Genomic DNA, 19,781 nt, shown 5'->3' with positions numbered 1-19,781 from the left:
CGAGGGCAGTTTCGTGGAGGAGCAGGCCCGCCACGGGAAAAATACGCATTCGTTTCCAGAGTACTGTCGCCATCCGCGATGGGCGCTGCGCATTTTCCGGGAAGATGTCAAGAATGTATTGCGCTTCGGTAAAGATGCCCCAAGGAAATATCAGTTGGTTTATGTGCCGCCCCACTTCATCGAGTGGACATTAAGTGTCCTCCCCCGGCCACCGGTTCTCAGTAAAGTCTATCCGCGAAATGCGGTGCAGATCGGCCCGCGCCCTCTGCATGAGCCGAATGTGATCGTTCCGGGGGATTGGGATAAGGCGGTTTTGCCGATCATGGAAAATCGCATCGTGGCTCGGACCGTCCGTAAGCTGGAGACGGGGGCTTCCTGGGAAGCGGTGGGGGAGATTGATCTCATGAACAGACTGATCGAGATATGCGGTGAGGAGGATGGCTGTCGCTCGCGACGGGATTTGGTGCAGCGTTATCGTAAGCTGGATGAACTGTTCGCCGTCATTGGATCGAGACGCCGTCTTCTGCCGCAAAGTGCCGTGACAAAGGGTCGGCTCAGAGAGCGGGGGGGGATCGGTTTGGCGATTTCGCGGACTGGGCGTCTTATCCTTGGGGACAACGGAAACCACCGGCTGGCTGCTGCGCGTTACTACGGCATACCGATGGTTCCGGTCTGTTTACAGGTTGTTCACGTGGATTTCGTGCGGACGGGGGGATGGCGACTAATGCTGGACGAATCAAGACGATACATGAGAAAGCTAGCGCGTGGGGCAGAGCGATCCCCGGAGGGTCAGGCGACGTGCTGATTACACTGCCAGCGCCAAGTGTCGCGCATCATTGTGGCCAGATCTCTGTCTGCCCGCCAGCCCAGCTCTCGCTGGGCCTTGGCTGGATCGGCCCAGCACTCCGCGATATCGCCGGGTCGGCGGTCGGCGATGCGATAAGGGACTGGCTGGCCACTGACCTGCTCGAACGCCCGGACCATCTCCAGGACGCTGTAGCCCTCGCCGCGGCCCAGGTTCCAGACGTGACTGCCCCTCTGTGCCTCAAGGAACTCGAGCGCTCGCAGGTGGCCCTCCACCAGATCCACCACGTGGATGTAGTCGCGCACCCCAGTCCCGTCCCGGGTCGGGTAATCATTACCGAAGACGCTCAGCTGCTCGCGCTCGCCGCTGGCCACCTGGGCGATGTATGGCACGAGGTTGTTGGGGATACCCCGTGGCGACTCGCCGATCAGCGCACTCTCATGTGCCCCGACGGGGTTGAAGTAGCGCAGGAGACCGATGGACCAACGCGGGTCTGCGCGCCCCAAGTCGAAGAGGATCCGCTCCACCATGTGCTTGCTGCGGCCATACGGGTTGGTCACGTTCCCGGTGGCAGCGTCCTCGTCGATTGGTACCCGGACCGGGTCCCCATAGACAGTGGCCGAGGAGCTAAAGATCAGCCGTCGCACGCCGGCGCGCTCCATCGCCTGGCAGAGGCGCACGGTACCGCCTACATTGGTTTCATAGTAGGCGAGGGGCCGGGTCGTGCTCTCACCGACGGCCTTGAGGCCGGCAAAGTGCATGACGGCATCGAAGGGCTCGTTGGAGAAGACCGTTTCGAGGGTGGGCGCATCGCGGAGGTCGCCCTCGATGAACGCGGGGGCCTGTCCCGTGATCTGTTCGATTCGGGAGGCGACCGTGGCTGTACTGTTCTCCAAGTTGTCCAGGATGACGACCTGATGGCCGGCCTGGAGCAAGGCCACCGCCGCGTGACTGCCGATGTAACCGCTACCACCCGTGACGAGGACGCGCATTGGACCGATTTCCTTATCAAGACTGGTTGAGTCGCAGTGTAGCACCTCGGCGCCAAGTGGCGATTGATGGCCATGGCCCGGGACTGGTCCTGGAACTCGTGGGGCGTGCTGGGATTATTTCAAAGGTACGGCGTAAGACCCGCCAACAGGAAGGGGGTGTCCATGGAGCTTGACCGTTCGGCCCGAATTGCTCGGATGGTTGCCGCCGCTGGGCTTCTAACGTTCCTTGCCGGCTGCGCCTCGCTCCCGCCTGCCCCCCCCACAGTTGATGAAGCGGAAATTGAGCAGTACATCATTGGGCCTGGCGACACGCTTAGCGTACAGGTTTGGCGCAACCCCGAACTCTCCATCAGCGTCCCGGTCCGGCCTGACGGACAGATATCCACGCCGCTGGTGGAGGATGTCCAGGCCAGCGGGGTCACCCCCACCGAGTTGGCGCGGGTCATGGAGGAGGAGATCAGCCTCTACCTGCGGGATCCGGTGGTGACCGTGATCGTGACCGGCTTCGCTGGCCCCTACGATCGCCAGGTCCGCGTCATCGGGCAGGCGGCAGAGCCGCGCGCGCTGCAGTATCGCGAGGACATGTCGGTGATGGACGTGATGATCGAGGTCGGCGGGATCACCGATATCGCAGCGGGTAACCGGACGGTGCTGATCCGGGACGAGGACGGCGAGCGCAGGCAGTACCGGGTTCGCCTCCATGATCTGCTCAACCGGGGCGAGATCGAGGCGAATATCGACATCAAGCCCGGCGACGTTCTGATCATCCCGGAACGGTTCTTCTAAGCGGCTGCCACGGAATGGGGGCGCGGTGAGGCGCTCCCTTGGAGGCGTCAACGTGCGTTTTTTGGGTCACTTTGTGCCGCGCAACGTGATGGTGCTGGTGGGTCTGGAGGGTCTGCTGGTCCTGGCGGGGCTGGCGATCATCCTGCCGCTGCAATTCGGGGCCCCAGGGGCCTTGGGCTGGGAGGAGATCCAGCTTAAGGCTGAGATCGCGGTCGCCGCCGGGGTGGTGGTGCTCAGCATGGCTGGCATGGGGCTCTACGATGCCGGCCAGATCACCATGCGAGATGGTCCGCTGATGCTGGGCGTGCGCCTCTTCCTTGCCATGCTTGCGGCGGTTGTTGGCATCCTCGTCGTCTTGGCTGCCATGCCGGCCCTGGCCTTGGCGTCCGGGCCGCTGCTCGTTGCCGTCGCCGCGGTCTTCATCCTGATCCTGTTCAAGCGAGTGCTCTACCAGCGGGTGGTCGCCTCGGACCGTTTCAAGCGGCGGATCCTTACGCTGGGCGTTGGTAGTCGTGCCGCGGCTGTCGCCGAAATGCAGGGGGAGAATAACCGCTGCGAGATGCCGTACGTATTCCTCGGTTACGTCGCCACGCCAGGGGTCGATCATGTCAATGTGCCCGCAGACGAGGTGATCCACCAGCAGGAGGGCGAACGGCTACTGGATATCTGCCGCAGGTACGGTGCCGATGAGTTGGTGGTGGCGGTGCGGGATCGGCGCTGTCAGTTGCCTGTCGAAGAACTGCTCGATTGCAAGCTCCGCAAGGTCTCGGTGATCGACCTCACCAGTTTCCTTGAACGGGAGCGGCGGCAATTGAGGCTGGATTCACTGAACACCAGCTCGCTGATCTTCGGTGAAGGGTTCCGTCAGAACGGGCTGCGCACCACGGTCAAGCGGGTGTTCGATATCCTCGTCAGCCTGGTCCTGTTGCTGATCACGCTTCCGATCATGATCGTCACCGCTCTGGCCATCAAGCTGGAGAGCCAGGGGCCGATCTTCTTCCGCCAACAGCGGGTGGGCTCTGGCAATGAGCCCTACTGGCTCTACAAGTTCCGCAGCATGCGGCAGGATGCGGAAAAGGACGGGGTGCCGGTCTGGGCGCAGAAGGATGATGACCGAGTGACCCGCGTCGGGCGCGTTATCCGTAAGCTGCGCATCGACGAACTACCGCAGATCCTCAATGTGCTCAAAGGCGAGATGTCGTTCGTTGGTCCTCGCCCGGAGCGGCCCCTGTTCGTCGATCGGCTGAGCGAGGAGGTGCCGTTCTATCGGGCCCGCCATACGGTGCCCCCGGGGATCACCGGGTGGGCGCAGATCTGCTATCCGTACGGGGCGTCTGTCGAAGACGCCCGACAGAAGCTGCAATACGATCTCTACTACGTGAAGAACCACACGTTCTTCCTAGATTTGGTCATCCTAATCCGCACGGTCGCCGTCGTCCTCTTCGGTCAGGGCGCCCGGTAGCGCCCGGAGGCGCATCATGCTCTCTGCTGCAAGCTACGCCGTGGCACTGGCCGCGTTCTTGGCGCTTGCCGGGGCCACCCTGGTGCTTTGGCGGGACCGCTCCGGCGCTGAAGCGTTGGTGGCGGCGGCGCTGCTGACCGCTGGGTGGGCGGGCGAACACGTCTGGCTGTCGCTCCAGTTCGATGACGGCGCGGTGGTGATGGGCAGCGGCTTCTCCGAGGTGGTTCGAGCGGGCGGCTGGTTCGTCCTGCTGCTGGTCCTGATGGCGCGTATGCATAGCCATAACCTACGGGGCCAGCGGGTGTTGCGCCGTTGGGGGGCTGTCCTGGGCGGCTTACTGTTGCTGGCCCTGGTCCCGCTGATGGGGCCCGGGTCGGGCCTGGAGCCGCTCTACGGGTTGGTCCTGCTGCTACTCGCCATTACTGGTCTGGTCCTGGTCGAGCAGACCTACCGCAACACCCCGGAGCAGGAGCGCTGGTCGATCAAGTTCCTGTGCCTTGGGGTGGGCGGGCTCTTCGCCTTCGATCTCTTCCTGCTCGCCGATCGGGTGCTGTTCCAGGCGGTGGAGACGCCGACCATCCAGGCACGTGGGCTGGCCAACGCCCTGGTAGTGCCGCTGTTTGCCATCTCCATGCAGCGGCAGCTGCCCCGGGACAAGGCCCCGGTGATCTCCCGGCACCTGGTCTTCCATACGGCGGCGCTCACCGGCGCCGGCCTCTACCTGCTGGCGGTGGGGGGCGCAGGCTACTTGCTCCGGGAGCTTGGCGGCGACTGGGGGGCGCTCCTCCAGGCAGCGCTGCTGTTTGGCGCTGTGCTCCTGCTGATCCTGGTCCTCTTCTCGGGTAGCTTTCGCGCCCGCCTGCGCGTGCTGATCAATAAGCACTTCTTCAACTACAAGTACGACTACCGGCAGGAGTGGCTGCGCTTTACCGAGATCCTCTCCCGGGAGCATGGCGAGTTGCCGCTGCGCCAGCGGGGCGTGGGGGCCATCGCCGAGCTGGTGGACAGCCCGGGTGGGTTGCTTTGGGTTCAGGATCGCCAGGGTGACTACCGGCTGGAAGGGGTGCTGAACCTCGGCGAGCCGGATCACGCGCCGGAGTCGGGTGAAGGGGGGGTGGTGCCGTTTCTGTGCCAGACCGGTTGGGTGGTGGACCTCGACGATCTGCGCCGTGCCCCGGAGTTGTACCCAGGACTGCAGCCGCCTGCCTGGTTGCTAGAGAATCGCCGTTACTGGCTTCTCGTGCCGCTGTTCCAGGGCGATGAGTTAACGGGGTTCGTGGTGCTGGCTCAACCCCGAGCTTCCCGGGTGATCGATTGGGAAGAGCGGGATCTGCTCAAGACGGCAGGGCGTCAGCTTGCCGTCTATGTGGCGCTGATGCAGACCGACGAGGCCCTGTTGGAGGCGCGGCAATTCGAGGCCTTCCACCGTCTGGCGGCCTTCTTGGTCCACGATCTGAAGAATGTCTCGGGCCAGCTTGCACTGGTGCTGGCTAATGCGGAGCGGCATCGGGACAACCCGGTATTCGTGGCTAATGCCTTCGAGACCGTCGGTCATGCCCGAGAGCGCCTGGACCGAACGCTGGCGCAATTGCGCCATGCCCAGCCGGGTCCGACGGCGCCGGCGCAGCGGGTGGAGCTCGCCGAGGTCCTGCGCCAGGTGGTGAACGGGGCGCGGGGTGAGCCGCGGCCCGAGCTACAACTGGATCAGGAGGTTCAGGTGGTGGCCGACCATGATCGGCTGTTCAATGTCTTGGCCCACCTGGTCCGCAACGCCCAGGAGGCCACGCCAGCGGATGGTCGGGTGACGGTGCAACTGAGTCAGCGCCAAGAGTGGGGCTATATTGTAATCGAGGACAGCGGGCACGGCATGGACCCGAGCTTCATGCGGGATCGGCTGTTCCGGCCGTTCCAGACCACCAAGGGGAATGCGGGGATGGGCATTGGCGTCTATGAGGCGCGGGAGTACATCGCTGCCCTCGGCGGGCGGATCGACGTCGATAGCGAACCGGGTAGTGGCACGCGCTTCACGGTGCGGTTGTTGGCGCGGACGGCCGCGGCGGCGCCGGCCCCCGCGGTGGCTGTGCCCTGAGATTGGACAAGGAGCGAGGGACGGTGGCCAATACCTATAAACTGCTGATCATTGAGGATGACGAGGGCCTGCAGGAGCAGCTGCGCTGGTGTTTTGATGGCTACGAAATCGTAAAGGCCTATGACCGCGCGCAGGCGGTGAAGGAGGCGCGCCGCCATCAGCCGGAGCTGATGCTGGTCGACCTGGGGTTGCCTCCGGATCCGGCCAACGCCAGCGAGGGGCTCGCCGCGCTGCGAGAGGTCCTCGGCGAGGCGCCGCAGAGCAAGGCGATCGTCGTCACCGGCAACGACGACCGGGAGAATGCCCTGCGTGCCGTGGCGCTTGGCGCCTACGACTTCTACAGCAAGCCTGTGGACGCCGATACGCTTCGGCTGCTGGTGGACCGGGCGGCGCAGCTCTATAGCCTTGAGGCGGAGAATCGGCGCTTGGCCCAGCGCTCCGCCTCGCCGTTGGACGGCTTCCTCACGGGGGATCCGGAGATGCTCCGCGTCTGTCGGATGGTCGAGCGGGTGGCCCCGGCGGATGCCACCGTTCTGCTCCGCGGCGAGAGCGGGACCGGTAAGGAGATCCTAGCCCACGCGGTACATCGGCTCAGCGGGCGCAGCGGGCAGCGCTTCGTGGCCATCAACTGTGCGGCCATCCCCGAGAACCTGCTCGAGAGCGAGCTCTTCGGCTACGAGAAGGGGGCGTTCACCGGTGCCCATCGCCAGACCATCGGCAAGATCGAGTACGCCAACGGCGGCACGCTGTTCCTCGATGAGATTGGCGATCTGCCGCTGAGCCTGCAGGCCAAGCTGCTGCGTTTTCTCCAGGAGCGGACCATCGAGCGAGTCGGCGGGCGCCAGTCAATCCCGGTGGATGTGCGCGTGGTCTGTGCCACCCACCGCGATCTGGGGCAGATGATCCGCGAAGGGAAATTCCGTGAGGATCTCTTCTATCGAGTAGCTGAGATCGAGCTCACCATCCCCGCGCTGCGCGAGCGCCAAGGCGATGCCGCCCTCGTTGCGCACTCCCTTTTGGAGCGCTTCGCGCGCGAGCAGCGGCATCCGCGGCGTGAGTTCACTCCGGAAGCCATCGATGCGATCGAAGCCCACACTTGGCCCGGGAATGTCCGCGAGATGGAAAACGTCATCCGTCGAGCGGTCATCATGGCCGACGGCAAGAGGATTGCGCCGGAGGAACTCGGCCTGGAATTGCCCAGCGACGGCCAGGAAGGGGATAGCAGTCTGCGGCTCAGGAAAGTCCGCGACCAGGCCGAGCAGCAGGCGCTGCTCCGGGCGTTGAGCCGCTGCAACGGGAACATCGCCCAAGCAGCGGCCTTGTTGGGGGTGTCCCGGCCGACGTTGTATACGCTGCTCGATAAATTCGCTCTGAGGAAATGACGATGCGCACAGATAACACCTTGCGGCAGAGTGACGACGCCCCCGAACGTTGCGGGCGGCAGGCTATGGCCCCCCTCGGTCGGGTGATGAGAGCGGTGGGCTTGGCCGCGTTCCTAACAGCCGGACTCGTCGGCTGCGGTGAGTTGACCCGGGAGGAGCTGCTCGAGCGTGCTGAGCGCTCCATGGAGCAGGGGGATTACGGTAGTGCGGTGATCGACTACCGCAACGCCCTGCAAAGTGAAGAGGATGTGGAAGTGCGCGGCCTGCTCGGGCTGGCCATGAAGGGCGAAGGGCGCACGGACGGGGCGATCCGGCACTTGGGCAGGGCCCTGGACGAGGGCGCCGACGCCGATCGGTATGCCCTGCCGCTGGCCCGGTTGCTGGTGGAGACGCGCCAGGGCGCTGCGGTTCTGGAATTGCCGGAGCCCGGCTTGGAAGGGGCAGAGCGCGCGGAGTTCCTCGCCTATCGTGCCATCGGCGGCTTCGGGGCTGGAGGAGATGCCCGCGAGCAGGCCCGAGCGGATCTCGATGCGGCCCGTGAGCTGGCGCCGGAACATGCCGTGGTCCACCTGGCCGGTGCCTATGAGGCCCTAAGTCGCGGGGATCAGCCCGAGGCCAGCGTGGCGGTGGATCGGGCGGTGCGCACGGACGGTGACCTGGCCCTCGGCTGGTCCCTCAAGGGCGACCTGGCGAGGCTACGCGACGACCTTGGGGACGCACTCGCCGCCTACGACCGCGCTGTGGAACTGCAGCCCCAGGGTATCAACGAACGCCTTAGCCGTGGCTCCCTGCGCCTGGAACAGGGCGAGATCGATGGTGCCGAGGAGGACGCACTCTTTGTGCGCGAAGGGGCGTCGGACCATCCGGGCGGCTATTTCCTCGCCGGCCTCGTGGCGGTGGAGCGGGAGGATCGGGATGAGGCGCGCCGCCAGTTTGAGTCCGCCCTGGCTCAGCACGACCGCTACCGCCCGCCCATGCCGTATCTGGCGCAGATCCATCTGGAGGCCGGAAACGTGCGCCAGGCGGAGCATTACCTGGAGCGATTCCATGCGCTGGGTCCGGGCAATGCCCGCAGCTACACCCTGCTAGCCAACCTGCGGGTGGAGCAGGGGGATCCGGAGCGGGCGCGGGACATCCTGGCCGAGGTGGTGAAGGACCGCCCGGACCTGCGCGATGCGCTCGGCCCCCGGCTGGCTGCGCTTTACCTGGATACCGGCGAGCGTGAGCGCGGCGTGGAGGCCCTGCGCGGAATAGTGGATGCGGGGCAGGATACCGCGGCGATTCGCGAGATGCTGGGGGTCGCTCTGGTGCAGGATGGCGATCGCGAAGGGGGGCTGGCGATGCTGGAGTCAGCCGCCGAGGCCGATCATCAGGCCCGCGGCGCGGATATGGCCATCCTGGTGGCGTATTTGCAGGATCAGCGTTTTGAAGACGTGCACCAGGCTGCCAAGCGGTTGGAGGAAAAGGCGCCGGATAATCCGAGTGCGTATGCCTTTCAGGCTGCTGCGTTGATGGGGCAGCAGGATGTGCAAGGGGCAAAACAGGCCATTCGCACCGGTCTAGAGCAGTTGCCCGGACACGTTGGTCTGTCTCTCAATCTAAGTGAACTGTCCTGGCTACAGGGGAACGCCGATGTCGCTCTGGATGTGCTGGAGACGGTGCAAAGGCATTACCCTGGTGAGCCGACGACGGCGTTCCGGCTGGTCGCGGCCAATGTTCAGCTGGGTGACGAAGACAAAGCTCGTGATTGGCTGGGAATCGTTCTGGAGCATCATCCCGTTGAAGTCGGCGTTTTGGTCACAGCGGCGGAGGCCTACGCCAACCTCGGGGATCTTGATCGCAGCACTACTCTTCTTGAGCGTGCCCTGGATGCGGGGGCGGAATCTGGGCAAATCTATTTCCTTCTCGCTAGGAATTATGGATCACAGGGGCAGAGTCAAGCTGCTATCGAGGCCTTACGGAGCGCCTTGGCAGCGGATTCGGAGCATGTCGGGGCTCGCTTGGCTTTAACTCGTGAATTAGGTGCTGGCGGTCAGATGGGCGAGGCGCGTGAGGTGTTGGCGCCCTTGCTCGAGGCATATGGTGAAGAGCCGGGGGTGAAGGCCCACCAGGCTTGGCTCTATCTCCGGGAAGGGCAGTTCGGCAGAGCGGCTGATCTCTATGCTGAAGTCCTCGATCGGGAGCAGAGGCGCTCCTGGGTCGTTGAGGGCTATCAAGCCATGATCGGGGCGGGGCGAGAGGATGCCGCGTTCGAGCGCCTGGAGGCCTGGCTTGAAGAAGAGCCTACGGACGGTGGAGTACGGCACGAGTTGGCGAGGGCGTTGATGGAGCGCGACCTTGATGCCGCAGCGCGTGAGGTGTACCAGGATCACCTCGACCATCACCCGGAGGATGTCGTCGCATTGAACAACCTGGCCTGGCTGTATCGTGGCGAGGATCCGGCACGAGCTTTGGAGTATGCGGAGCGGGCCCATGAACTCGCCTCCGACCATGCAGAGGTGCTCGATACCTACGGCGTGGTCCTGCTAGAGGCGGGTCATACGGAGCGGGCGGTGGAGATTCTTGAGGGTGCATGGAGGCGCGGAAGTGAGCGGCCTGATATCGGCGTTAACCTGGCCCGCGCACTCCTCGCGGCCGATGACGTCGGTCGGGCGCGTGGGCTGCTGGATACACTGCTGTCCGAGTATCCATCCTTTGATGGCCGTGCGGAGGCCGAGGAACTGCTCGGTCGAGCACGGCGAGGGCAGTAAACGGGCGGCTCGTCGTTATTCCCGCTGCCAGCTTGTAGGGGGGTGATGCGTCTCGGCCTCCGGGAGCATTTCAGCACATTCGATCAACAGGCAGGCTTGCGCAGGACGAGATTGTAGCAGTTGCCCGAGATTTGGGAGGAGATCTCCTCGAAGCCTGCCGAGGTGAAGCGCTGATGAATGTCCGATACCGTGTAAGGGGTGTGCAGGATGCCCTTGCGCATGCCCCAGCGGTTGATGCGCTCCGCGATTGCCCGCAGCGGTTGTACCGTACGTGGATGGATCAGCACATTGGCCGCCAGGGTGCCACCGGCCTTGAGCACCCGGTAGCAATCCTGGATGGCCCCATCGACGTCTGGAAAGCAGTGCACGGAGTTGGCGATGTTTACAGTGTCGAAGGAGTCGTCATCAAAGGGTAGCGCTGCGGCGTCGGCATGTTGCAAGGTCACCGCTGGCTCGTTCACAAAGCGTTGTCTTGCCCCTTGGAGCATCGCCTCGGCGTAATCGACCCCTACCACCGTGCCGACCGGTAGAGCACGACGACGTCGCCACTTGAGCATCATCTCCAGCAGCGTGCCCGAGCCGCAGGCGATGTCGAGGTGGCGATCACCGATGTTCGTCCCAAACAGGCGAAGCTGCGAGCCGAGCGTACTGTTGTATGCGAACGTCAGGATGAGGAAGCCCCGCAAATCGTACCACCAAGGCGGGGCATCGTAGGCTGCCGCGATCTCGTCTCGCGTTTTGGTTGACGGCCTCGTCATGCTGGACGCCTCCTCCCTTCTCCGCATCATCCCTTGGAGCATACCACTCCCCTGCTCATCCGACAGGCTTGGGCTCTTTGCAGCGATATGTGCTCAGACGGGGGGCCTGCGAGGCGACGGCGTCCAGCCAGCCACGGTCTTCAGGCGTTAGTAGACTTTACAAGTTGCGATGGGGTGCTTCCATAGCCTTCGTAACCTTATGAAAAAAAAGAATAAAAATGGTTGGCACGGTGTGTGCTTATCTATAGGTCGGGGGCGCGTAAACACGAGCGTTACAGATCGACGAAGCTACATCAGTGGCCATCTGGTGGGAGAATGAAATGGAAAAAATTAATCCGGCAAAAACCCTTGGGAGTGTGTTGGTGGTGGCTTCAATTGGGGTCACTGGGAGTGTGGATGCGGGTGCATTTACCTCTGAGTCGTGGACGATAGACGATTCGAGGCTTGGCCTCACCAACGACCCCGTTGGAGAGCAGCAGGTGGATCGACTTTCGGGCAGTTACAATGAGTTGTTGACTCTGCGCGGTGATGGTAGCTTTGAGGCGACAGCATGGTGGAACGCAGCGCAATTTAGACTCGCTGGTTCTGGTGTGCCCGACAACCTCGCTGAATCGCCCGACCCACGCTCAGATAGCCGTTATGGGCTGTATGGAACGCTTGAATCGACAGGACAGTTCGATCCGGGTAATGGTGCTTTTTTAGGAGAAACCGGGCGGATTACTCTTTGGTTGGATCCTAATCTGGATACGGAGTTCAGCTTTGCTAACTGGGATCCTTCTAGCGAGACAGGAGATGCAGCAAACGGTCTCGATCTAAGTGGGACTGGCGAAGATATCAAAATTGGGAGTGCAGATGTACTTAAGCGGGGCTCAGGAAGTTTTGACCCAGATGCGGGGGAGGATGATATCGGGAGTTTTGCGTTACTCTTTGGAGATTGGGAGCTGACCGAAGATGGCCAGGAATATTTTGTTGGGCCCGATCCGTTCTGGATGGACTTTCGGGTTTCAGGGCAGTTTGATTTCATACAGAGCTTCATTGGGGGGTTGGACGAGTTAGACCCTGAGCAAAGCGCAACTTTTGAAGTCACTGGTTCGGCTGACGGGCGCTTTGGGCAAACCACCGCGATTCCTGAACCAGGTGTCCTCGGTCTGTTCGGGCTCGGCCTCCTGGCTCTTGGCTTCGTGACTCGGGTACGCCAGCAGCGATCTGGTGCTGCGGACGCGTAGTAGGTATTATGCAAGTCTATCCGCTGCAGGGGCCCCGGTGTGCCGGGGCTCCTTTCATTAGTTTTGGTGTGTTGGTGTAAGGCTAACCCCTCAGCCGCTGCGTTCGCTGTGTGGCTGCAAGTAGGGCAGGGAGCACCAACAGATCGACCAACAGCGCCACCACTAATCCGAAGGCAGTGAGCAGGCCGAAGGCCTGGGTCGGTTGAAAGTCCGAAGCGCCCACCAGAAGGAATTGGCCCACCAGGATAATCGTCGTGGCGGTAATGGCCCGTCCCGCCTGCCGGGAGGCGCGGGCGATGGCCCATACGGTGGAGGCGCCCCGCGCTCGCCGGGACCGGTAGGCGTGGAGGAAGTGGATCGTGTCATCGATGGCGATGCCGACGGCCACGCTGGCAATCATCGCAGTAGCGGTATCCAGCCAGATCCCAAGCAGCCCCATGAGTCCGAAGATCAGCAGGATCGGGGCCAGATTGGGGACCATGCTGGCGGCCGCCACAGTAGCCGAGCGCCACATCATCAGCATCAGTACAAAGATGGCGATCACGACCACCACCAGGCTGTGCAGTTGCCCCTGGATCAGCAGCCGCTCCTGATCGGCGAAGAGTCGGCCCATGCCGGTTAGGTCCCACTCCAGGTCGGCCGGCGGTTCGGCAGCCAAGTGGTCGCGTAGGTCGTCGATCAGGGTATTGAGCTCCCGCGCCCCGGTGGCGTTCAGGTTGAGCATCAGCCGCGCCTGGCTGTAGTCCCGGTCTACCACGTCGAACAGGTCCCGGCCGTCGTGGATGAACAGGTACTGGGCGATCAGGGCCTCGTTATCGGGGATGCGCCGGTAGTCCGGATCCTCTTCATGGAAGGCCCAGTGCATCTCGGCTACCAGATCGGGCAGCGAGAGGCTGTAGTCCACCTCCGGGCGCTCGTCGAGCCACTCCTGTACCTGTGCCATGGCCTCCAGGCGCCCCGGGTCCAGGAGGCTGTCCATGTCCGGCCCCTTGAAGATGACCTCCAGGGGCATGACCCCAGAGAGCTTTCCCTCGATGCGTTGGGTAGCCTGGGTCAGCGGATGGTCGTCGGCGAAGAATTCGTAGAGGTCGGTCTCCACCTCCACCTGGCGGATCATGGGGATGGAGACGATGACGATTAGGGCACTGACGGCCAGGATGGTCCCGGGCCGGCGCACCGCCCAGCGGGCGGTGGTGGCGGTGAAGCGGTCCAGTCCCGCCATCGCCCCGCGACGCCGGACCCACGGGCCGCGGTCGAAGCGCAGGACCAGGGCCGGGATCAGGAAGAGCACGCACAGGGCCCCGAAGACCACGCCGAAGGCGGCGATCAAGCCGAAGCTTTCAATCGGGCGAATCGGACTCACGGTTAGAGACGCCAGGCCCACCGCCGTGGTCAGGGCCATGAACAGAGTGGGGCGGGCCACGTCCCGGAGGGCGGCGCGCACCCGATCCGGCCCCACCGCCCCCCGTCGGGCATGGTGGAGCACGGCGTTGAAGAAGTGCATCAGCATCGCCACCGTGAGCGCCGTGAGCAGCGGCGGTACGATGGCCGTGATCAGGGTGAACGGTTTGCCAAGGAGGACCAGCAGGCCCATGGTGGCCCCGGTGACCGCGCTGATGGTGGCCGCTGCCAGGATCAGGACCAGGATGCGGCGGAAGAGGAACCACAGCAGCAGGAGGCCGATGCCCAGGGTGCCGGGTACCAGTAGCATCAGGTCGTTGATCATGGACTGGAGCTGCGCCACGTCCAGGGCTATGTGACCGCCGATGGCGGTCAGTTGCGGCTCGAGCCCGTGCTCGGAGATGCCTGCCCGCATGCGCTGCTCGAGCTCCACGCGCTGCAGGCTGTCCTCCAGGGCGTGGGGGCGGGCAAGGATGGCCAGCGCCGAGCCGTCCTCAGCCACCAGAAAGCCGGGTGCGAACGTATCGCCGGTCACCCGCTCCCGCCAGTGCTCGGCGGTCCGTTCGTCGAGTTCGTTGACACGGATCAGCCGCTCGACGGCGAAACCGTCCACCGTGGCCCGGATGTGGTCGTTGGTGGTGGGGGCGAGGACTCGCTCGACGGTGGGTGCGGCCTCCAGGTCCTCCACCAGGGCGTGCAGGCGGCTGAGGAAGTCCGCTTCGAAGAGGTCATCGCCCTCGAAGAGTGCCACCAGCAGCTGCTCCTGGGGGAAGATATCGCGGACCTGTTGATCCGTGACAACGGCCGGTGCCTCTTCCGGGAAATAACTCTCCGGGGCGTTGTCGATCTGCAGCTGCAGCAGCAGCGGGCTTGGCAGCAGGACCAGTAGGGCCAGGAGGATCAGTGCCAGCCGCGGGCGTTGGAGCATCCATTGCATGCCGTCAGTGTCCCTTAAAACTGGCCGCGCCACCCGGCGACAAGGAGTCGTCGATCTCGGTAGAAGCCGCCCAGGCTGTCGTCCTCGCCGCCCATCCAGTGCCCGCCGAGGAACAGCTCGTTCGGCTCGGCGGCGATCCAGGCCAGCTCGGGGTTGAGGTAGTTGTCACGCCGGTTGAGCGCTGCCGAGAAGCGCAGGCGGGCCCGCCACTCGTTGCGCAGGAAGAAGTCCTCGATCTCGCCATTGATGTAGTAGATCTCGTCGGGATCCAGCGCATCATCGGCATCCAGCAGGTGCTCGCCGAGCAGCTGGACGGTCAGGCGCAGATCGTCCCGTGGGGTGGGGAAGCCTTCGGTGCCGATGACCCAGTCGAAGCCCCCGGTCTTGTCGTAGGCGAAATCTTCCTCCCGGGTGATGGGCACATCGCTGAGCCAGGCCGCCTCCATGCGCCAGGTCCAGCCACCGGTGGCAAAGTCGAGATCGCCGCCGACCACCCAGGTCATGGGGTGCTCGGCATCAAAAGTGACCGGGAGTGCGTCTTCAGCGGGGAGTGTCTCCAGGTCCGCCTGACTCTCTGCACTTAGCCGGTAGTACGGCTGCGAGTGCCGCACTCGCTGCAGCGTGGCGGCGAAGTCCACGGCCTGTCCGCTGCGGCTGAGGCGCATCCCGCCGCCCCCGCGGCCGGAGGGTGCGTCGCCGAAGTCCGCGTCCTGGATCAGTGTGCTCAATGGCGTTCCGTTCGGGAGTTCCGCCTCCGGGTCGAGCCCGAGCAGGCGTCCAGCCTCACGATCGACCGGGTGCCAGATGCTGTCGTCCTCGGGTAGTTCCGCGGCGCGGAAGCCGACCAGACCGACGAGGTCGAGCTTCCAGGGGCCCTGGAAATACTCCAGCCGGGCCGCTGGGCTGGCACGCCGACGGTCGGCGAGCTCATCCAGGGCGAAGCGGGTGAGGTCCTTGGTGCTGAGGCGGTCCGTGGGCGGGGTCTCATCCACCCGGCCCCAGAGGAGCTTCTGCGTCCCCAGGGTCATCTGCCAGTCCATGGCCCGGTAGCGCAGGAAGTTCTCTCCGTAGTCCAATTCGGCCGTGGAGACGGCGGGGTAGTCGCCCCCTTGCTGTGCATAGGCGTCGATGCGGGCGCCCAGGCGAACCTCCCACTGCGTGCCGATGGAGCGGTCGGCGCGCAGGACACTGCGACCGTGGGTGGTCCAGTCCTGGGGGCGGTCGCTGGCGGTCAGCGCGCCGAACTCGAGCAGCCCGCTCTCCAAGCGAAAGCGCCAGTCGTCAAGCAGCCCTTGCGCCGGCCGCGTGCCGCTTTCCGTGTCTTCGGCGTCGGCGTCACTGGCCTCTGCGTTCTCTTCCGGCGCATCGAAGCGCAGCGTCTGCCCCTGGACCGCGCTTGTGGGCCCCAGGAGTGCAACGAAGAGCAATCCGATCAGCCATCGGCCCGGGTTAGGGCCGGAAAGGGCGCTCGCGGCTCGGGTTCGACAGGACACGACTGGTGAACAGATCCTGCGGGAGGCCTTGGTCATAACGGGTGTCATCCACTTCGAGGACGGTCTGGGTGCCCTGCTCCAGGTGGCTCATGGTGCTGCGGGTGACGGTCCAGTAGCCGTCGATCTTCTCCAGTTCCTGGACCTCAAGCCGCTTGATCGGATCCTCGCCGCCGCGGTAGAAGTCGATGCGCAGCTCGACCAGGGTGTCAGGATCGATCCAGCGCAGGCGTCTGGAGTAGGTGGAGTTGTCGGCCTCCACCGGCTTGCTCTCCAGGAGCCAGACCTCCCGGCCGCCGTAGGTGTCCGTGCCGATCAGCCGGTGTTCATCTTCCTCCGGGCGGCGGTCTTCCAGGTCTTCGAAGTACAGATCCGACTGGACGAAGCTCGAGCCACGGTTGTCGCCACTGACACGCCGAACCCGATCGGCCGCTGGGAGGTGCAGCCACTGGTCACTCTCGCCGTCGGGGTGATTGTGGACGAGCAGGGCCGTGTCCTCGATGTTAGCCGGCGAGGTGAAGCGGATCAGGCTCCAGCTCTCGCCGTCCTCTCCGTCGAGTCGGTATTCGAAGCTCTCCCGCACCCGGTCCCGGCTACGTTCGCCCGTGAGGGTCATGGTGCCGCGGGTGACCAGATCATCACCGTCGGGCCGGTCGAAGACGGCTTGGGCGAGTTCCTCGCCACTCGGGGCTTCGTCCGCCAGCGCGACTGCAGGGGTAAGCAGAGAGGCACTCAGCAGGGCCACCAGAATACGATGCGAAGGCCAGCAGGCTTTCGATAGGGGCATGGGATCCTCCGTTCAGCGACCAGCTTCAGCGGCTTGGTGGGCGTTCCGCATGGTGGCCAGACGCCGGAGGGCGATCCGAACCATCAGCCGCTGCAGGGGGTTGCGGTTGCCGCCCGGACGCCAGGTGCGGGCCATGCGCTGCGTGTAAGCGTCGAAATGAAGACCGTGCGGGGCCCAGCGAATCGGGCCGCGGTTGAGAACCGCTTTGAGTACCTCGGTACCGATAACCCCTGCACACAGCTCGCAGGCCATGGGTGTCGACGGCCCGCGCTGCGCGGCGAGGTCCACCGCCGATGGGTCCGCCAGATAGTGCATGTGCAGCCGGGCCGGGGCAAGTCCGACCATGAAGCGCACGGCAAGCTCCTCTTCGCTGAGTCCGCTGCGCAGGTCGAAGTAGTCATCGAACGATAGCCCCTCGGGATCGAAACTCAGCAGGGCAACCCCCATCCCCAACGGAGCTGCGGTCACCGCCGGGATGCCGAGCGCGGCGGCGCGGGCAAAAACGTGGCGTCGCGTCTCGAACGCGAAGAAGTCGAGACCATCGACATAGATGTCGGCGCCGTCGAGGAAGGCGTCGACGTTATCGGTGTCAATGCCGCGCGAGAAGGTGGCGACGGACAACTCGGGGTTGATGGCCAGGGCCTGTTCCTCGAGGACATCAAGCTTTGAGCGGCCAAGGCTGTCCATGGTGGCGCCGGCCTGTCGATTAAGGTTGTGCAGCTCAAATTGATCGTAGTCCGACAGACTGAAAGCACCGATGCCGAGTCGCGCCAGGGTCAGGAGATGGCTGCCTCCGACGCCTCCCAGCCCGGCAATAGCAATTCGGGCCCGGCGCAACCGGTCGAGTTCCGCGGGGGTGACCCAGCCGATGGTACGTTTGAACGCGGTGGCGTAATCGAATTCCATCAATGCAATCCCCCTAGGGCGCGCTCGGCTACTGCTTGGGTTCGGGTGCCGACGCCTGTTTAAAGCTGCGCAGCGTCTGGATCTGGCTGGTCGCCATGCGAAACAGCGGCGAGAGCAGTTGTTCGGACTGCTGGATGTTCTCGAGGGCCTCGGAGAAGCGTATGTGAAACGGGGCACGCTTGCGCTCGTGGTAGTAGACTGTTTTTCCGATTTGCCGAAAGTGCAGCCCTTGCCGGACGCAGTGGCGGGCGAGCTGCGGTTCCATCATGGCGTAAGCGTGCTCCTTGCCGGCTAGCTGGACGATCCGCGCGGAGGCCATGAAAAGGCTCACTGCGGCCAGGGGGAAGGTCCGGGGGTGGTTCTCGACCGCAGCCAGCGAATCCACTTCACCGTACGCGGACTTACCTTCGCCCCGGCGCCGTCGGAAGTCGCTATGCACCGCCAGGCGCGAGATCTCGCAGATCAAGGCTGGATCGTGGGTTGCGGGATGATCGGGATCCTCCGGGTCGAGGGACTCGCCGCAGTTCTGGACCATGGGCAGTCTCAGGGGCGTAGCGTTGGCATGGACGATACGAACATGGCCTGCGAGTCGGTGCAGAGCCGGGCGGTCTCGTGGTTCGTAGCGGAGCACGCAGTGCCAAGACTGCTCTTCGAACTCGTCTGTCTCCCGTTGATCCGGGTAATTCTCGGGGGGGTCGAACTGTAGTTCGGTACAGTAAACGTCATAGCGCAGGCGTTGTGCCTCGGCGAGTTCCTGCGGGCTGCTGACCAAAGCGAGCCGGAAGAGCTCCGTGAACGCAGTGGTTATGGCTGGGTGAATCGGCACGTCACGCATGGCTGGCTCCTTGATCCTCTGGTCGCCGCCAGAGTGTTGGTGGTCCAAGCGCCATGGCTCGACAACCACGGGGGCCTATGTTCGCCTGAATCGATGCTTGCCCGGGGCGTGGTGAACCGGTTCAGCCAGCGTTGGTTGTATTTGCGGCGAGGGCCGGGGTTGGCGATACGGCCGTCCGGATGGGCTGCTCCAACGGCGGGAGGTGGCCGCTGGGCCTAAGCAGCGCAGATGCCCGCCGATACGCAGGACCAACCTGCCAGTGTCTCGGATACTTCTCCTTGCGTTGCCAGTCCTCAAGTCCTTTCTTTAGGACATCCAAGCCGTTGCCGCACGGGTAACGCAGGCCACGGTGACAGCAAGGTTTGCCAAGGTGCTTCAGGGGGATGCCTCGATGGTTGAGTATTCGCCTCAGTCCCGGGCGGATCAGAAACACCAACTTATCCAGATTATTTTCGGCGCTTGCCTGGTGCGCTGCCTGGCAGAGGTGGAAGAGGGCGGTGTGGGAGTGCCTTGGGGTTTCGTGGCGCAAGATCAGACGAGAGAGTTCGCCCGTCCGATCTGGGGTAACGTCCTCGGCCAGCGAGCACATGGCCTCGATGGGTCGAGGTTGGGCGGAAGGGAGAAGGAGGCGAAAAGCTCCGACCCACTGGGCATGACGGCGGCGTTGGCGGACCAGGAAGTGCAGAGCGTGCCGATCGTGTTCATCGGTCTCCAGCCCATCCGGGAACGCCTCCGGGGGCTCGAATTTTTTTTCTTGACAAAACACAAGATAACGGAGCCGAAAGTGCTGCCGCCGGGTCTCCGGGGTATCAGCCAAGATAACGTCATGAGTGGATGAGCATCGCACTAGCATGTTCCTCAGAGGCCGTTGAGACAGACAGCTAGGGCGCAGAGTCAGCCGCAGAATCCGTCCCGCTATAACCTCTTAATTTTAGAGGAAATGCGCCACCGTGTCCCGCTAACATTATCAGATCTTCTCGCCATGTAAAATCCTTTGGCCCCCTCCATTCTTCTCTCGGTCAGGGTCGTAGCTGGTAGGCAATAGCCTCCATTTCTTGGGTCTTTTCTCGGTGCAACCAGTCGGGTAGATCGGGGGGGGGGGGGGGGGGGGTTTTTTTCGCCCCACCCCCGGCGGGGGGGGGCCCCCCCCCGGCGCTGCGGATGGCCAGCAGACC

At 64.0% G+C, this 19,781-nt stretch carries 14 protein-coding genes and 1 pseudogene; 7 read left to right on the top strand and 8 right to left on the bottom strand.

The window, feature by feature from the left end; genetic code table 11:
* Positions 1 to 13 precede the first annotated feature (13 nt).
* A complete protein-coding gene (locus tag LRG10_RS00075) occupies positions 14 to 805 on the top strand; it encodes a hypothetical protein (RefSeq protein ID WP_238634323.1) in 792 nt (263 codons plus the stop codon).
* On the opposite strand, the gene galE is transcribed toward LRG10_RS00075, so the two are convergent.
* Positions 790 to 1,797 (bottom strand): UDP-glucose 4-epimerase GalE, encoded by a 1,008-nt coding sequence (galE, locus tag LRG10_RS00070; RefSeq protein WP_238634321.1) that lies wholly within the window; start codon positions 1,795 to 1,797, stop codon positions 790 to 792. The genes LRG10_RS00075 and galE overlap by 16 nt on opposite strands.
* Before the next feature lie 195 nt (positions 1,798 to 1,992).
* Here galE and LRG10_RS00065 point away from each other — a divergent pair, with 195 nt between their 5' ends.
* From LRG10_RS00065 to prsT, 5 genes are all read left to right on the top strand, one after another.
* Complete coding sequence (locus LRG10_RS00065) at positions 1,993 to 2,583, top strand: XrtA/PEP-CTERM system exopolysaccharide export protein (protein WP_238634649.1); 591 nt, start codon at positions 1,993 to 1,995, stop codon at positions 2,581 to 2,583.
* Between the two features lie 52 nt (positions 2,584 to 2,635).
* Positions 2,636 to 4,045, top strand: coding sequence for a TIGR03013 family XrtA/PEP-CTERM system glycosyltransferase (locus tag LRG10_RS00060; RefSeq protein WP_238634320.1), 1,410 nt, complete (start codon positions 2,636 to 2,638; stop codon positions 4,043 to 4,045).
* Between the two features lie 16 nt (positions 4,046 to 4,061).
* Positions 4,062 to 6,134, top strand: a complete 2,073-nt coding sequence (gene prsK, locus LRG10_RS00055) for an XrtA/PEP-CTERM system histidine kinase PrsK (protein WP_238634317.1) — start codon at positions 4,062 to 4,064, stop codon at positions 6,132 to 6,134.
* A 23-nt stretch (positions 6,135 to 6,157) separates the two neighbouring features.
* Positions 6,158 to 7,516, top strand: a complete 1,359-nt coding sequence (gene prsR / locus LRG10_RS00050) for a PEP-CTERM-box response regulator transcription factor (RefSeq protein ID WP_238634315.1) — start codon at positions 6,158 to 6,160, stop codon at positions 7,514 to 7,516.
* A 101-nt stretch (positions 7,517 to 7,617) separates the two neighbouring features.
* Positions 7,618 to 10,266 carry an XrtA/PEP-CTERM system TPR-repeat protein PrsT gene (gene prsT / locus LRG10_RS00045; RefSeq protein ID WP_238634313.1) on the top strand — a complete coding sequence of 883 codons (2,649 nt, stop codon included), beginning with the start codon at positions 7,618 to 7,620 and terminating at the stop codon, positions 10,264 to 10,266.
* An 83-nt stretch (positions 10,267 to 10,349) separates the two neighbouring features.
* Here the strand turns inward: prsT and LRG10_RS00040 are convergent, their stop codons facing one another.
* Entirely contained in the window at positions 10,350 to 11,024 is a 675-nt protein-coding gene (locus tag LRG10_RS00040) for a class I SAM-dependent methyltransferase (protein ID WP_238634310.1), read from the bottom strand.
* A 296-nt stretch (positions 11,025 to 11,320) separates the two neighbouring features.
* Between LRG10_RS00040 and pepA the strand changes: the two genes are divergently transcribed.
* Positions 11,321 to 12,250 (top strand): flocculation-associated PEP-CTERM protein PepA, encoded by a 930-nt coding sequence (gene pepA / locus LRG10_RS00035; protein ID WP_238634308.1) that lies wholly within the window; start codon positions 11,321 to 11,323, stop codon positions 12,248 to 12,250.
* Positions 12,251 to 12,332: 82 nt separating this feature from the next.
* Here pepA and LRG10_RS00030 read toward each other — a convergent pair whose 3' ends face one another.
* The 6 genes and pseudogenes from LRG10_RS00030 to LRG10_RS13185 all read right to left on the bottom strand — a co-directional run.
* Positions 12,333 to 14,588 carry an RND family transporter gene (locus LRG10_RS00030; RefSeq protein WP_238634307.1) on the bottom strand — a complete coding sequence of 752 codons (2,256 nt, stop codon included), beginning with the start codon at positions 14,586 to 14,588 and terminating at the stop codon, positions 12,333 to 12,335.
* A 14-nt stretch (positions 14,589 to 14,602) separates the two neighbouring features.
* Complete coding sequence (locus LRG10_RS00025; protein ID WP_238634305.1) at positions 14,603 to 16,015, bottom strand: hypothetical protein; 1,413 nt, start codon at positions 16,013 to 16,015, stop codon at positions 14,603 to 14,605.
* 22 nt (positions 16,016 to 16,037) lie between these two features.
* Positions 16,038 to 16,865, bottom strand: coding sequence for an outer membrane lipoprotein-sorting protein (locus tag LRG10_RS00020; protein WP_238634303.1), 828 nt, complete (start codon positions 16,863 to 16,865; stop codon positions 16,038 to 16,040).
* A 12-nt stretch (positions 16,866 to 16,877) separates the two neighbouring features.
* The gene (locus LRG10_RS00015) at positions 16,878 to 17,774 is read right to left on the bottom strand and encodes a ThiF family adenylyltransferase (protein ID WP_370645206.1); all 897 of its coding nucleotides are present in this window, start codon (positions 17,772 to 17,774) and stop codon (positions 16,878 to 16,880) included.
* Between the two features lie 25 nt (positions 17,775 to 17,799).
* The gene (locus tag LRG10_RS00010; RefSeq protein WP_238634300.1) at positions 17,800 to 18,606 is read right to left on the bottom strand and encodes a PEP-CTERM/exosortase system-associated acyltransferase; all 807 of its coding nucleotides are present in this window, start codon (positions 18,604 to 18,606) and stop codon (positions 17,800 to 17,802) included.
* A 577-nt stretch (positions 18,607 to 19,183) separates the two neighbouring features.
* Positions 19,184 to 19,459 (bottom strand): annotated as a pseudogene (locus LRG10_RS13185) (GNAT family N-acyltransferase); the annotation flags it as partial.
* Positions 19,460 to 19,781: the final 322 nt, after the last annotated feature.

Source organism: Halorhodospira sp. 9628 (assembly GCF_022228075.1).
Classification (GTDB): domain Bacteria; phylum Pseudomonadota; class Gammaproteobacteria; order Nitrococcales; family Halorhodospiraceae; genus Halorhodospira; species Halorhodospira halophila_A.
The sequence above is the reverse complement of the archived record's forward strand: the minus strand, read 5'-3'. Positions and strand labels throughout refer to the sequence as shown.

What these genes read in the sequence shown, in the direction of transcription:
- LRG10_RS00040 (WP_238634310.1), bottom strand. Translation starts at nt 11,024, where the DNA reads ATGACGAGGCCGTCAACCAAAACGCGAGACGAGATCGCGGCAGCCTAC.
- LRG10_RS00030 (WP_238634307.1), bottom strand. Translation starts at nt 14,588, where the DNA reads ATGCAATGGATGCTCCAACGCCCGCGGCTGGCACTGATCCTCCTGGCC.
- galE (WP_238634321.1), bottom strand. Translation starts at nt 1,797, where the DNA reads ATGCGCGTCCTCGTCACGGGTGGTAGCGGTTACATCGGCAGTCACGCG.
- LRG10_RS00020 (WP_238634303.1), bottom strand. Translation starts at nt 16,865, where the DNA reads ATGCCCCTATCGAAAGCCTGCTGGCCTTCGCATCGTATTCTGGTGGCC.
- LRG10_RS00065 (WP_238634649.1), top strand. Translation starts at nt 1,993, where the DNA reads ATGGTTGCCGCCGCTGGGCTTCTAACGTTCCTTGCCGGCTGCGCCTCG.
- LRG10_RS00010 (WP_238634300.1), bottom strand. Translation starts at nt 18,606, where the DNA reads ATGCGTGACGTGCCGATTCACCCAGCCATAACCACTGCGTTCACGGAG.
- prsK (WP_238634317.1), top strand. Translation starts at nt 4,062, where the DNA reads ATGCTCTCTGCTGCAAGCTACGCCGTGGCACTGGCCGCGTTCTTGGCG.